Here is a 13,705-nt window from a genome sequence, read left to right as displayed (position 1 = left end):
TGGTCTGTAACTTGAAGTGGAGGAGAGACAATGAGTGATACAAAGGAATCCGGACCATTGAAGGATTACCACGCAAGATTGGTCACACCATTTGCTGTATTAGGTATCCGTACAGAAGAAGATTGGTTGACCGATATCGACTATCTCCCCTTGGATATTCCTCCACTTGCTCCAATCAATCCGCTGGCAGAAGAAGTTTGTCGGCAGTTGCTAGCCTATCAGGATAATCCGTCTTTTGTTTTTGATCTTTCGCTTCATATCGGGGGTACTCCTCATCAAAAGCGGGTATGGGATATTATCCAGCAAATTCCATGTGGATCAACACGTAGCTATGCCGATATCGCTTGTCAATTACATTCTGCACCCCGTGCAGTTGGACAAGCATGTGGTGCCAATCGTCTTCCTATTATTGTGCCCTGTCACCGTGTCATCGCGAAGAACGGTGGTCTGGGAGGCTTCATGCACGCAAGCGATGGTATGCCACTTAATATCAAACGCTGGCTCCTTAATCATGAATGCGCATGAATTCATCTGAGGTAAATGCAAAGTTATTAGATGAATTCACTGATGCACTATGGCTTGAAGATGGTTTATCAGCTAACACCCTGGCAAGTTATCGCAGTGATTTGGAGCAATTAGGCGAATGGCTAGCTAAACAAAACCAACAATCACAATCGCTAATCGATGCAGCACATGCTGATTTATTGGCATTTCTAGCCAGCAGAGTTTCCTCTATGGCCAAAGCCAGTACCACGAGTCGTGAATTGTCAAGTATGAAGCGATTTTATCGTTTCTTGCTACGCCAGGGGAAAATCAGAACTGACCCCTCACTCAACATCGAAAGCCCCAAATTACCACGCTCTCTACCTGAGAGCCTGACTGAGGCAGAAGTTGAAGCATTGCTCAGTGCACCAGATATCACGCAGCCATTGGGCCTGCGTGACCGTGCGATGCTGGAGGTACTTTATGCCACAGGACTACGTGTATCTGAGCTTGTAAGTCTTAGAGTTGCTCAAATCAGCTCAGATATGGGCATAGTACGTGTCATGGGTAAAGGTAGCAAGGAACGCTTGGTACCTCTTGGTGAAGAAGCGCTTTACTGGGTCAATGATTATGTCAAAAAGGCTCGTCCATGTCTGTTGGATAATAAAGTGACAGACAAATTATTTGTGACAGCCCGCAGTGATACCATGACACGCCAAACTTTCTGGCATCTCATTAAGCGTCATGCACAACAGGCAGGTATCGTTAAATCCCTGTCACCCCATACCTTGCGCCATGCGTTTGCCACACATCTTCTCAATCACGGCGCCGATCTGCGCGTTGTCCAGCTATTACTGGGGCATGCAGATATTTCTACTACACAGATTTATACACATGTAGCCAGAGAAAGATTAAAGCAACTACATGCTAAACATCATCCCCGAGGTTAGTCTGTGCTTAATTCCATTTCCAAATCAAAAATACGTGAAGGCGAGCCGCAGACAGTATAAATAATACGGCAAGGTGAAGCTGACAAAATCAGTTTTGATTTAGAAATGGAATAAATACCCAATATCAACTTCTTTTAGTCAACAACAGAAAGATAGTCGCACTTATCAGTAGCAAAAAAGCTGCAAGTGACCAATCTGGAATAGTAAGAGACAACAGCTGCCAACTGACATCTGAGCAATCACCATTGGCTTCAAACATACCAGGCCACCACTCTGCGATAGGTAATGCATTCAGAAAAGCCTCCTCTGGGCTGATGCCGCACTCAAAAGATTCAGGATAGCGTATCAGCCAGGCATGACGACCCGCAATGATGGCACCCAGCAGAGCAAAGATAAGCATCAGACTACCATATACTCTGCGCGTGATTTTTGGGGGATTATGCAGGAAAGCAAACAGTGCAGTCAGCCCGACGCACCAATAAGCGATTCGTTGTGCTACGCAAAGCGGGCATGGCAGTAAGCCTTCTACTCTTTGCAGATAAAGCGCATAGCCAATCAAGCCGGCGCAACTTAAAAAAATCAATAAGAAGATAATTCGCATTGGCTTGTTTCTCTACGACATTTTCAGTTGAAAATAATTAAGGCTATTTAAGTAATAGATGATTTTATGAAAATAATACTTCAAGGTATAGTGATGTCAGATGGTTGACAATCGATGACTTTAGTTTTCTTTCGCATACTGCCACTGATTATTTTATATTCGAGTAGACGGCATTCCAATGCACCATTAAACAATGGAATACGACGTGAGGCAGTCAACCGTATTAATTTGGGTAAGAGCGGATCGGCGGTAAAAATATAAGCATTCCAGCCCGGGAATTTCTTTTTCAGCACATCTCCTAGCTTGGGATAAAGTTGTGCAAGTGCTTGCTGCTCGCCGATACGTACTCCATAAGGAGGATTGGTTACGATGATTCCACTTGCGGATGGCGCAGCGATTTCCAGCACATTAGCTTGTTTTAAGCTGACGACATCGATCAATCCAGCCGCAGTCAGATTGTTGCGAGCATGAGCGAGTGCATAGCCGTATAAATCACTACCAAAAATAAGCTGAGGAGTGTAAGGGAGCTGTTGAGCCTGAGCTGCTTGTTTGAGCTGTTGCCATAATGCCGCATCCAGTAATTTGAATTTTTCAAACGCAAAATGCCGTCCTGATCCAGGTGCAATGCGACAGGCCATCTGGGCTGCTTCCATTAAAAATGTACCACTACCACACATCGGATCAAGTAACGGTATACCGGGTTGCCAACCAGCAAGATATAAAATGCCTGCTGCTAAATTTTCACGTACGGGTGCTTCTCCAGCATTTTGTCTCAAACCGCGTTTAAACAGCGCTTCGCCTGAAGTATCAAGATAAAGGATAAACGTCTGGGCATCAAGAAAAGCATGTATACGAATGGCAGGGTTGATGGTATCGACATTCGGGCGCTGACCGCAAACGTTACGGAATTTGTCACAAATGGCATCCTTGATTCTAAGTGTGACAAAATCCAGGCTGCGTAATGGACATTTTATTGCGGCTAAATTGACTCGTATAGACAGTTCCGGGCCAAACCATTTATGCCACGGTAGCGCATGAGTGATGTCATAAATATCTGCTTCATTGTGATAGGGTTGGCTGGCAATTTGCCATAGAATACGACTAGCAATACGGCTTTCTAGATTAGCGCGATAGCAAATATGCCAATCGCCTTGAAACGCCACACCACCGTGTAATATTTGAATGGCTGTTGCACCAAGTTGTGCCAACTCGCTGGCGAGCACGGATTCAAGGCCACGCGGGCAGGGTGCAAAAAAATGCTGAAATTTCATGTATTAAATCAGTCAGCTGACGCCACTTTTTTATTTTCCTGTCCATGCCGCATAGGCAAACAACAGCCATGCACTCATGTAAGAAAGCCCTCCAAATGGCGCGACTATGCCCAATCCACGTATTCCGGTGACACTCATGATGTAAAGCGTGCCTGAAAATAATAAGATGCCAGTAAACATCAACCAGCCTGATAATTTCAATAATCTCGATTGTGATAAATTAATTAATAATACCAATCCAACTAAAATAAGCCCTAGCGCATGGTAAAAATGATATTGCACGCCAGTTTGGAAGATAACGAGCATATCGGTAGTCAGTGTATGCTTTAAGCCATGCGCGCCTAAAGCACCGAAAAGCACGCATAAAAATGCATTGATCGCACCAAGTGCGAGAAAAGTTCTGGGCATTATCAGTTAAATTCCTTTTAAATTGTGAATAAATAAGAGTGAGATAAAAATTTATCAGCAAAGCAATGTTGCCAAAGTCTGCATCACTCTTACCAAATTGTCCATCAACACTTATTTTCCTGTTTCAATTACCTTAGCTTGAGCCCATCCTTTAGCAAAAGTGATTCGGATATCATCAACCGAATGGATTTGTTTCCAATTATGCACAATATGACCATCAGTTGTATAAGTAATGCTATAACCACGCGCTAGTACCGCTTGCGGATTGAGATGTACAAGGTATGCCTGTTGATGCTGAAGATTATTTTCCAAAATTTGGATTCGATGTATGCCTGCGCGACGTAACCGAAGCGCCATATCATGTTGCTGCTTGAACAGAAAAGGAATATTTGGTGAGCTAGTGTGCATTCGCCGGTTAAGCTCATTTAACTTCCAGCGAAGTGCTTCCATATATCTTAAGTAGGCATTTAAAAGTCTTTCCTGCAAGTGATGAAGATGTTTTGCTTGATTATAAATACGATCGCCAGGATGTTGCAGACGGTGCGTCAGCAAATCAATCATTTGCATGCGGCGCTCAATGCCACGTTGTATTCCATGCTGCATGCGCTGACCTAAATGACGAAGGTGATTGGAAATCTCTTGAGCGTTTGGAGAGATAATTTGTGCGGCGCCGGTAGGGGTAGGTGCGCGTACATCTGCGACAAAATCGGCAATAGTAAAGTCAGTTTCATGGCCAATACCTGTTACAATTGGAATTGAACACGCATAAATGGCTTGTGCGACAATTTCTTCATTGAATGCCCATAAATCTTCAATCGATCCGCCCCCACGGCAGAGAATCAACACATCACATTCCATCCGTTCCATGGCTAAGTGGATTGCAGCGGCTATTTTGGCAGCGGCGCTTTCGCCCTGCACCGGTGTAGGATAAATAATGACGGGCAATGCAGGCATTCGGCGCTGCAACGTGGTTAACACATCATGTAATGCAGCGGTATTAAGCGAAGTAATAATGCCGACTTGCCTCGGGAAAGTAGGCAATGCTTTTTTGTGAATCGGGTGGAATAATCCTGCTTGTTCCAGCTTAGCTTTGAGCCGTTCAAACGCTTCATATAATAATCCTAGACCTGCACGGCGAATGTTTTCAACGATTAGTTGGAATTCACCCCGTGCTTCATAAAGTGTTACCAAAGCGTGAACCTCTACTTGCATACCTTCTTTAGGTTGCCAATTAAGGTACTGATTTTTATGATGAAACATGACGCAGCGGACTTGAGCGTTGGCATCTTTGAGAGAAAAGTACCAATGACCAGAATGGTATTGCTTCAGATTGGAAATTTCACCACTTACCCATAAGAGCGGCAGGGTATGTTCTAGTAGCTCCCTTGCACTCCGATTTAATTCGGTGACACTTAATACTGATCGAAAGCCAATAGGCTGAAAGGAAAGATTCATTTAGCTATTTTACAATAATTCACATTTATTCTAATTATTCTTTAGAAAATGAAATATCTTTTAGAAAATAGTGTGTTAACGTAACATAATGTCATTAAATATTTTTTATTAAGATCAGGAATTAAAACGATTTAAAAATAATGCTTAATAAGATGCATTTTTTATATTATTCATAGGTTATACACAAACTTATCCACAGAAGTTATAGATAAGAAAGAATATTTATATTTTCTTGCTGAAATTACATTGTCACGATACATTATGATTTGATACATTTTTTTACTCTTGATTTTTTATTATCGTAGGCACATCGGATTAGACGTTCAGTACGCTCGTGTTTTTCACAATCTATCTGATTTATTGAACAAAGTATTCTGCAATTGCAAACATATGAAATACCACTATCTGGGAGATTAACGCGTGTTTTCAATTATCCAAGCTGCCGGTTGGCCGATATGGCCAATCATCTTTGCTTCCGTTGTTGCAATTGCCATTATCGTCGAGCGTTTATGGAGTCTTCGTCTGAGTAAGGTTGCTCCCAGAGATTTACTGCCAAGAGTACTACAAGAATACAATAAAACAGGAACAAACGTAGAGATGTTGTCGCGCTTAGATAACAACTCACCATTGGGTCGCATTTTTGTAGTAGGGCTCAGAAATGTTGGCAATTCACGTGAAGTTATGAAAGAGTCCATTGAAGAAGCCGGGCGTGGAGTAGCACATGAACTTGATCGCTATCTTACTACATTGGGAACCATTGCTTCCTTGAGTCCGTTAATGGGATTATTCGGCACATTGATTGGCATGATCGAAATTTTTGGTTCCAATGCGCCTACAGGGAGTAATCCGGCACAACTTGCCCATGGCATATCAGTAGCATTGTATAATGCTGCCTTTGGCATACTTGTAGCGATACCCAGCATGATTTTTTACCGGCATTTTCGTGCCAAGGTAGATACTCTTGTCATGGAAATGGAATTGCAAGCTTTAAAGCTGGTTGAAGTTATCCATGGAGAACGTCAAATCTAAACAAGATAAATATAATAAGACCTGACATAAGCTAGATTTAGTCAGCTTTTTTGGATTATCCTTTACCACAATATCTTATATTGTGCATTTTCTATTTCTGTTTATATATTAATTGCGTTTTGTCTAATTAATGTGTGATTTAAAGGAGTCGTTTTGTCAAATCATCGTTGTTCTCTTGTTACTGGGGGAGGGGGGTTTATTGGGGCACATCTAGTAAGGCAGCTCCTGGAACAAGGCGAGACAGTAAAAGTATTGGAGCTTGAAGATGTCTCTCTACCAAATGACGTAGAAGCAATACGAGGTTCTGTAACTGATGCTGATACGGTGCGACGTGCCTTAAAAGGTGTGCAACGTCTCTATCATCTGGCAGGAAATCCGGATTTATGGGCGCAAGACAAGCGCGTGTTCAAGCAAGTGAATTATGAAGGAACATATACTGTATTATCAGAGGCAGCGCGAGCGGATCTTGAAGTGGTGGTATATACTTCTACTGAGTCAATATTGACTGGCAAGAAGCAAGGAGATCGCCCTATTGATTCATCAATCCAGCGAGATCTGCATGAAATGCCTGGGCCTTATTGCCGTTCAAAATTTCTTGCGGAACAAATAGCTTTTGACGCCGCAAGAAAAGGATTGCCAGTAGTGATTGTTTCTCCGACATTACCCATTGGGCCTGGCGATCAAAGGATTACACCTCCCACGCGTATGATTCTGAATTTTTTAAATTGTAAAATACCTGCTTATCTTGATTGTAAATTAAATATGGTTGATGTGCGGGATGTAGCTAGAGGGCATATTCTGGCAGCTCAGTATGGTCGTCCAAGGGAGCGTTATATTCTTGGCAATGAGAATCTGACTTTGGGGGATTTATTGCTAATGATTGAAGACATTACTGGATTGGCTATGCCAAAATTTCGCATTCCTCACTGGGTGGCTCTAGTTGTGGGAGCGTTATCGGAATTATCAGCTGATTATATTACGCGTAAACCACCCACGGCACCATTGACGGGTGTCAGACTCGCAGCTCGTTCTATGTTTTTCGAAAGTAATAAAGCCGTGCAGGAATTGGGTTTCCAGCAAAGCTCAATACGACAGGCTCTGATTGACCAGATTGAATGGCTGGTTAAAGAAGGGTACGTGACGAGTACTTTAACACTACATAAAAACATTTGATGCATCATGTTTATAGCGTTCTGTTTAGCCCTTTCTACCTATTATTTTAGTGGCTATACAGGCTAATCACTTTAGTAGGATAAAAGGCTGGCTTTGGATATGAGACAAAATCATTTAGTTATTATCTTGTTGTCTTTACTGGTGATGCTCTGTACAGGTTGTACATCTACACCAAAAAATGAAAATGAGATGGATATGGCCGATCCCCATGAGTCCTTTAATCGTAAATCTTATTGGTTTACGGACGTGATTGATCGAAATATTTTGGAGCCAGTGGCAGATGTTTATATAGAGCACGTGCCCCTTGCTGTACAGCGTCCTGTTGGGAATTTTTATCGAAACCTTGCTTATCCGAGTGTTGCCTTGAATGCTTTCCTGCAGGGGAAGATACGTCAGGGAGTTGAGGACAGCCTGCGGTTCGTGATTAATTCAACTATTGGTATATTCGGGCTCGCTGATATGGCGGGCCATATGGGTTTTAAGGAACATGAGGAGGATTTTGGACAGACATTGGCCGTATGGGGTTTAAATAGTGGCTCTTATATATTTGTTCCTGTTTATGGACCAAGTAGTCAGCGAGATATAGCGGATTTGCCTGTCAGTTTCTTTACGGATGCTTTGTTTTATGCGAGTTATGTAATCAGTGGACCCGTAATGATTCCCCTTGTATTTTTAAGAGTGGTAGATAAGCGTGCAAGACTTTCAGGGCCAATGAAAATTCGTGATCAATCGGCTTTGGATCCCTACTTGTTTGTACGCGAAGCCTATACACAGCAACGTGAATTCCTGATCCATGATGGTAACCCTCCCACCGATCGTTATGATCATCTTCATATCGACATAGAAGAAGTGGATGATGATGATAATGATGAAAAGAGTGATGATGAGAATGATAAAAAGAGGAATGAGGTTACTAAATAAATCAGTTTCAGGAATGATATGTCTTTGTAGTGGTTCTTTTTTGTTGTGATGTAGCAACTGGGTATCATAATTTTGTATTTAAGTTGAATAACAAAAAAGAGATGTTCGTAAAATAATTAAATTTCAATATGTTGAATAGAGGTTTCTAATGTTTATGTCTAGAATGTCACAACAGGTCTTTGCCTTTATAAACATAAAAAAGACAGCCCTGATGGGTCAATGGCTGAAATCAAGCAATTTGACTATAGACGAAATGAGTTCATCAAAGCTGAATAACGCCATCTCTTCAGCACGCAACACATTATATTCTTTACAAAAAAAAGATGGTCATTGGTGTTTTCCGTTAGAAGCAGATTGCACGATTCCTGCCGAATACATCCTGATGATGCATTTTATGGATGAAGTAGATATCGTTCTCGAAAACAAGTTGGCTCGCTTTATTCGTGAGCAACAAGATATGACACATGGGGGCTGGGCGCTTTATTATGGCGGTGCATTTGATCAAAGTTGTAGTATTAAGGCTTATTATGCATTGAAGCTTGTTGGAGATTCTCCTGATACCCCGCATATGGTGCGTGCCCGCTCCTCTATTCTGGCGCATGGTGGGGCAGCGCGCGCCAATGTGTTTACTCGACTATTGCTCGCCATGTATAGTCAAATACCGTGGCGGGGTGTTCCATTCGTTCCTGCAGAGATTATTTTGTTCCCGCGCTGGTTTCTTTTCCATCTCAGCAAAGTGGCGTACTGGTCGCGTACTGTCATGATTCCACTCTCTATTCTCTGCTCCTTAAAAGCCAAGGCGGCTAATCCAAGAAATATCCATGTTAGGGAGCTATTCACGGTTCCACCCGAAGAAGAACAGGATTATTTTCCAGTCCGTACTCCGCTTAATCGATTCTTTTTATATATGGAGCGCTTTGGCTCAAAACTTGAACCTCTGATTCCAGCCTTTGTACGGAAAAAAGCATTACATCGAGCAGAACAATGGATGGTCGAGCGACTCAATGGGGAATGTGGTTTAGGGGCAATTTTTCCAGCTATGGTCAATGCCTATGAGGCTCTGGCGCTGCTCGGTTATGCGTATGATCATCCCTATCGCGAGCAATGTCGTTTAGCGCTTCAGGGATTGCTGGTTGATGAAGGTGAGCGTACATGGTGTCAGCCTTGCACCTCCCCAATTTGGGATACCGTTTTAACCTGTCTTGCCTTGCAGGAGGATCGTGATACTGATCAACGACCTGTCCAACGAGCCCTTGATTGGCTCATTCCTCATCAAATACTAGATGCCCCTGGTGATTGGCGTGAGAAACGGCCAGATTTACCGGGCGGTGGCTGGGCATTTCAGTATGCTAATCCGCATTATCCGGATCTGGATGATACAGCTGCAGCCGCCTGGTCGTTGCATCAAGCTGGCTCCGTTGACTATCAAGAAAATGTACAGCGTGCAGCAAATTGGCTTGCTGGCATGCAATCTAGTAATGGTGGTTTTGCCGCTTTCGATATTGATAATACTTATTATTATCTCAATGAGGTTCCTTTTGCAGATCACGGCGCTTTGCTTGACCCACCATCTAGCGACGTGACCGCTCGATGTACTGGTTTTCTGGCAATGTATGGTGATCCGCAACATAAGCACGCAGTGAAGCGCGGTCTGGCCTATCTATTTAGCGAACAAGAAATTAGTGGCGCTTGGTTTGGTCGATGGGGGAGCAATTACATTTACGGCACTTGGTCGGTATTAGAAGCCATGCGGCTCGCAAATGTTGACAAGGAGCATCCGGCTATTCGTCGTGCGGTTGAGTGGTTAAAATCTGTTCAGCGTGATAATGGTGGCTGGGGCGAAACCAATGATACGTATTTCGATCCACAGCGCGCCGGACAATTTGAGCAGAGTACTTCATTTCAGACTGCTTGGGCATTACTTGGTCTGATGGCTGCTGGAGAAATGCACAGCCAGACAGTTGAGAAAGGAATTAAATATTTGATTCAGACGCAGAGTACTGATGGATTGTGGTATGAGCCATGGTTTACAGCACCGGGCTTTCCACGAGTGTTTTATTTGAAATATCACGGTTATTCAAAGTATTTTCCCTTGTGGGCGTTGATACGGTATCGTGCGCTGACTGGGAGAAATCCCTCGTGAGCTTAGTAGGCATTGTCACAGCAATGCGCGCGGAAGCAAAATGCATCACACCACGTCGGCTCCCTTTCAATGAAATGGTCCGGCTCAGAGAAGGGACGGCAATCTGGGTATGTGGTATAGGAAGCGAAGCTGCCCGGCAAGCTGCAGCGGGATTACGTGACAGAGGAGTATCATCCCTCATGAGTTTTGGCGTAGCAGGCGCATTGGATGAGACTTTGCGCCCTGGTGATCTGGTTCTACCTGAACGTGTTTATACGGAGTATTCTCACCCCGTCGCCTTGGAATGGCGTAGTCGCATCATACAGCATCTACCTAAGCACGTAAAAGTTGCGGGAGGCACCTTAGCTACTAGTCAGCAGATATTGACTTCGAGAGACGAGAAACAGAGATTCTCTGCAAAAAATGGCGCGTGTGCGGTCGATATGGAAAGTGGCGCTATTGCCGAGATCGCGGTCAATGCGGGAATACCCTTTGTAGCGGTACGTGCTATTACCGATCCTCTCGAGTTCTCTCCTCCACCCATCTTAATGAGTGCGGTCTATCCTGATGGCAGTGTCAATATGCTCCACTTGCTCGAGTTGATTTTGCGCCGATCCGTCAATGTGGGGACCTTGCTGCGTCTCGCGCCGAGTATGCGTGCAGCTTGTGCTACGCTGTTGTCGGTAGTGAAACATGCGGATATCGAACTGGGGGGTACATTTTTACCTCAATATTGAACCAAAAACCCGCCGTTGCTCTCTTGATTGGAAAGCTGGCTCAGGATATAGAGTCTCTTCAAGATTTTCTCATTCACTAGAATGAGATGAGGCCGTTACGGGATATCCCGTAGCCGCATTTGGATCATCGTACGCTCCTTCACGTTCAACGGCGGGTTTTTGACTGATTTATTTCACAACAACCGCCTTTTGTCCCCTCGGGTAAATCCTATTAACGGTTGATTGATTCCTCTGCCATAAGCGATCGCCTTGAATAATTCACCCATTTCAGCTGGACTGACTAATCTTTGTAATTGATTGGCCAATGGCAAATATTGATGAGGAATGTCAGCTGGTGTTCGAGATAGGATCTCAGTAATACCGCAATTAATTAAGAAGTGTGCTTGGGTGGTATAGCCAAGTGACTGCAGACCGCTATCTAATGCAACGTCGTTGATCACGCTAAAATTAACGTGGCTGGTAATATCTTGCAATCCTGGCAAGTAAAAGGGGTCATCGTGAACATGGTGACGATAATGACACATTAGGGTGCCCTGGTTACGCTGCGGATGATAATACTCGCTTTGTCCAAAGCCATAGTCAATCAGCAGAATCACGCCTCGGTGAAGTATCTGCGCCAGGCTGCGCATGAAGTGTCGATTAGCTAGACTGATTTCACTGAGGTAGCGGAAGGAATCATGCTTCATTGCCTCTTTAATTGGGGGTAACGCTTGTGCAATTTCAAATAGTTCTCCAGCAATCAAAGGGCGTTCCTGCCATTCAAAAGTCTGCTGATTCCAGGTAACACCGCGTTCGTAGAGATGATGGTCTTGCCATACTACCAAATGAACCGGCATCGCATCGAGCACTTCATTAGCGAGTATAAGTCCGTTAAATTCATGTGGTAAGCTGGTAAACCATTGAATCAATGAAATAAGATGCGGCGCACATTTTTCGAATAATTCGCGTTGCCGCTGCTGTAAATCAGCGCTAACCTCCAAGATAAAGTATTGTCGTGGTAAATGGTTCAATTGCTCCAGTTCAAGCAGTAGGTCGAGTGCCAGTTTGCCAGAACCTGCGCCAAACTCCAGAATATCGCTATAACCGATTAGTTCAAATACCTGAGCAGCTTGCCGTGCCATGGTTTTGCCAAATAATGAAGAGATTTCCGGTGCTGTGACAAAGTCGCCGGCATAACCAAATTTGGTAGCGCCAGCACTGTAATAGCCCATGCCAGGTGTGTAGAGTGTAGCTTCCATAAAATCAGCAAATGAAATCCAACCACCTGCGGCAGTAATTCTTGCCTGGATAGTATTTTGTAACGCTTTACTATGCTGAAGCCCGGCTTCGCTGGGGAAAGGTAAAGTAATAGGAGGCATATGAGTAGAACGGCGTGGTTTATGGTAGATTGTGAAAAAGGGATTATAAATGTAGCGTGTGCAAAAGGGGAATAGTGAATGACTTTGAAAAATAAAGTGATTCTGGTTACGGGTGGGGCTAAGCGAGTAGGAGCGGCCATTTGTGGCAAGCTGCATGAACAGGGTGCAAATCTGATGGTGCATTACCGTTCTTCTCAGAATGATGCGCAAATATTGCGACAAACTCTCGAACAAATGCGCCCAGATTCGGTTGAGTTAATCCAGGCTGATCTGCTCGATATTGAGCGCTTGCCAGATTTGATCAAGGAAACTGTGCGGCGATTCGGTAAGCTGGATGCACTGGTGAACAATGCTTCCAGCTTCTTTTCTACACCAGTCGGCCAATTTACTGAACAAGCCTGGATAGATTTAATCGGTAGCAACCTTAAAGCACCCTTGTTTTTATCCCAGGCAGCGGTACCTTTTTTAGAAAAGCGACATGGTTGTATTGTTAATATCGTGGATATCCATGTGGAACAGCCTTTGAAAAACTATGTGATTTATAACGCAGCGAAGGGTGGATTAGCTGCGCTTACCCGATCGCTTGCCTTGGAGCTTGCTCCGCTTATTCGCGTCAATGGTGTCGCACCGGGTCCTATTTTGTGGCCAGAGCATGAAGAATGGATTGACCAATCCTTACGCAAAGAGATCATAGGCAGGACATTACTCAAGCGCATGGGAGAACCGGAAGATATTGCCAAGACAGTCTATTTCCTAATCGCGAATGCGCCGTTTATTACCGGTCAGATCATTGCTGTGGATGGCGGGCGCAGTATCAATTTATAATGACTTATTCCGTTTCCCAATCAAACATGGTGCGAAAGCGAACCTAGACAGTATAAATACTAGGGCAAGGAGAAGTTCAAGCTAATTTTAATTTAGAATGGAGAGGGTTTTAAAAGTAGTCCTTAGGAGAGCGAGTTATTCGCCAAACGCGTCTCTAATGCATTCTATAGCACAACCAGATAATTTTGATTATAATTTAGAGATGGCCTATTCACTGGATTTCCGCCGTAAAGTCCTGTCTGTTAGAGAGAAAAAAGGACTTACGATAGCCGAGGTTGCGGCCCGGTTTGATGTTGGCGTGGCGAGCGTGACGCGTTGGGTTAAGAACATCCATCGTAAACCTCAAGGGTTTCGCCAACGCAAGATTGATCT

At 43.9% G+C, this 13,705-nt stretch carries 14 protein-coding genes; 9 read left to right on the top strand and 5 right to left on the bottom strand.

Annotation, left to right across the window (positions count from 1 at the left end; translation table 11 throughout):
• Positions 1 to 30: 30 nt before the first annotated feature.
• Both BM122_RS05105 and xerD read left to right on the top strand, forming a co-directional pair.
• Positions 31 to 525 carry a methylated-DNA--[protein]-cysteine S-methyltransferase gene (locus tag BM122_RS05105; RefSeq protein ID WP_074904236.1) on the top strand — a complete coding sequence of 165 codons (495 nt, stop codon included), beginning with the start codon at positions 31 to 33 and terminating at the stop codon, positions 523 to 525.
• Positions 522 to 1,433: a site-specific tyrosine recombinase XerD gene (gene xerD / locus BM122_RS05100; protein WP_074904235.1), complete on the top strand. Its 912-nt coding sequence runs from the start codon at positions 522 to 524 to the stop codon at positions 1,431 to 1,433. The genes BM122_RS05105 and xerD overlap by 4 nt, the downstream gene beginning before the upstream one ends.
• 124 nt (positions 1,434 to 1,557) lie before the next feature.
• On the opposite strand, the gene BM122_RS05095 is transcribed toward xerD, so the two are convergent.
• The 4 genes from BM122_RS05095 to xseA all read right to left on the bottom strand — a co-directional run bounded on the left by BM122_RS05095 (position 1,558) and on the right by xseA (position 5,168).
• Positions 1,558 to 2,034: a disulfide bond formation protein B gene (locus BM122_RS05095; RefSeq protein ID WP_074904234.1), complete on the bottom strand. Its 477-nt coding sequence runs from the start codon at positions 2,032 to 2,034 to the stop codon at positions 1,558 to 1,560.
• Positions 2,035 to 2,114: 80 nt separating this feature from the next.
• Entirely contained in the window at positions 2,115 to 3,305 is a 1,191-nt protein-coding gene (locus BM122_RS05090) for a THUMP domain-containing class I SAM-dependent RNA methyltransferase (RefSeq protein WP_074904232.1), read from the bottom strand.
• 30 nt (positions 3,306 to 3,335) lie between these two features.
• Complete coding sequence (locus BM122_RS05085; protein ID WP_074904231.1) at positions 3,336 to 3,713, bottom strand: DUF423 domain-containing protein; 378 nt, start codon at positions 3,711 to 3,713, stop codon at positions 3,336 to 3,338.
• Between the two features lie 111 nt (positions 3,714 to 3,824).
• Positions 3,825 to 5,168 carry an exodeoxyribonuclease VII large subunit gene (gene xseA / locus BM122_RS05080; RefSeq protein WP_074904229.1) on the bottom strand — a complete coding sequence of 448 codons (1,344 nt, stop codon included), beginning with the start codon at positions 5,166 to 5,168 and terminating at the stop codon, positions 3,825 to 3,827.
• A 420-nt stretch (positions 5,169 to 5,588) separates the two neighbouring features.
• Between xseA and BM122_RS05075 the strand changes: the two genes are divergently transcribed.
• From BM122_RS05075 to BM122_RS05055, 5 genes are all read left to right on the top strand, one after another.
• Entirely contained in the window at positions 5,589 to 6,197 is a 609-nt protein-coding gene (locus BM122_RS05075) for a MotA/TolQ/ExbB proton channel family protein (protein WP_074904228.1), read from the top strand.
• 153 nt (positions 6,198 to 6,350) lie between these two features.
• Positions 6,351 to 7,370: a hopanoid-associated sugar epimerase gene (gene hpnA, locus BM122_RS05070; RefSeq protein WP_074904226.1), complete on the top strand. Its 1,020-nt coding sequence runs from the start codon at positions 6,351 to 6,353 to the stop codon at positions 7,368 to 7,370.
• A gap of 99 nt (positions 7,371 to 7,469) precedes the next feature.
• On the top strand, positions 7,470 to 8,291 hold the full coding sequence (locus BM122_RS05065) for an MlaA family lipoprotein (protein ID WP_074904224.1): 822 nt from the start codon (positions 7,470 to 7,472) through the stop codon (positions 8,289 to 8,291).
• A gap of 211 nt (positions 8,292 to 8,502) precedes the next feature.
• Positions 8,503 to 10,434, top strand: coding sequence for a squalene--hopene cyclase (shc, locus tag BM122_RS05060; RefSeq protein ID WP_074904328.1), 1,932 nt, complete (start codon positions 8,503 to 8,505; stop codon positions 10,432 to 10,434).
• Positions 10,431 to 11,150 carry a phosphorylase family protein gene (locus tag BM122_RS05055; protein ID WP_074904222.1) on the top strand — a complete coding sequence of 240 codons (720 nt, stop codon included), beginning with the start codon at positions 10,431 to 10,433 and terminating at the stop codon, positions 11,148 to 11,150. Before shc ends, BM122_RS05055 begins: the two co-directional genes overlap by 4 nt.
• A 173-nt stretch (positions 11,151 to 11,323) precedes the next feature.
• Here the strand turns inward: BM122_RS05055 and BM122_RS05050 are convergent, their stop codons facing one another.
• On the bottom strand, positions 11,324 to 12,508 hold the full coding sequence (locus BM122_RS05050; protein WP_074904221.1) for a class I SAM-dependent methyltransferase: 1,185 nt from the start codon (positions 12,506 to 12,508) through the stop codon (positions 11,324 to 11,326).
• Between the two features lie 84 nt (positions 12,509 to 12,592).
• Between BM122_RS05050 and BM122_RS05045 the strand changes: the two genes are divergently transcribed.
• Both BM122_RS05045 and BM122_RS25870 read left to right on the top strand, forming a co-directional pair.
• Complete coding sequence (locus BM122_RS05045) at positions 12,593 to 13,333, top strand: pteridine reductase (protein ID WP_177198052.1); 741 nt, start codon at positions 12,593 to 12,595, stop codon at positions 13,331 to 13,333.
• A gap of 97 nt (positions 13,334 to 13,430) precedes the next feature.
• The coding region (locus BM122_RS25870) for an IS630 transposase-related protein (RefSeq protein ID WP_218152004.1) at positions 13,431 to 13,705 on the top strand (275 nt) is incomplete at its 3' end.

It is taken from the genome of Nitrosomonas communis (genome assembly GCF_900114745.1).
Lineage (GTDB): Bacteria > Pseudomonadota > Gammaproteobacteria > Burkholderiales > Nitrosomonadaceae > Nitrosomonas > Nitrosomonas communis_A.
The sequence above is the reverse complement of the archived record's forward strand: the minus strand, read 5'-3'. Positions and strand labels throughout refer to the sequence as shown.

Excerpts from the sequence above, each read along its gene's own strand:
- BM122_RS05105 (WP_074904236.1), top strand. The coding sequence starts at position 31 with ATGAGTGATACAAAGGAATCCGGACCATTGAAGGATTACCACGCAAGA.
- xerD (WP_074904235.1), top strand. The coding sequence starts at position 522 with ATGAATTCATCTGAGGTAAATGCAAAGTTATTAGATGAATTCACTGAT.
- BM122_RS05095 (WP_074904234.1), bottom strand. The coding sequence starts at position 2,034 with ATGCGAATTATCTTCTTATTGATTTTTTTAAGTTGCGCCGGCTTGATT.
- BM122_RS05090 (WP_074904232.1), bottom strand. The coding sequence starts at position 3,305 with ATGAAATTTCAGCATTTTTTTGCACCCTGCCCGCGTGGCCTTGAATCC.
- BM122_RS05085 (WP_074904231.1), bottom strand. The coding sequence starts at position 3,713 with ATGCCCAGAACTTTTCTCGCACTTGGTGCGATCAATGCATTTTTATGC.
- xseA (WP_074904229.1), bottom strand. The coding sequence starts at position 5,168 with ATGAATCTTTCCTTTCAGCCTATTGGCTTTCGATCAGTATTAAGTGTC.
- BM122_RS05065 (WP_074904224.1), top strand. The coding sequence starts at position 7,470 with ATGAGACAAAATCATTTAGTTATTATCTTGTTGTCTTTACTGGTGATG.
- shc (WP_074904328.1), top strand. The coding sequence starts at position 8,503 with ATGGGTCAATGGCTGAAATCAAGCAATTTGACTATAGACGAAATGAGT.
- BM122_RS05050 (WP_074904221.1), bottom strand. The coding sequence starts at position 12,508 with ATGCCTCCTATTACTTTACCTTTCCCCAGCGAAGCCGGGCTTCAGCAT.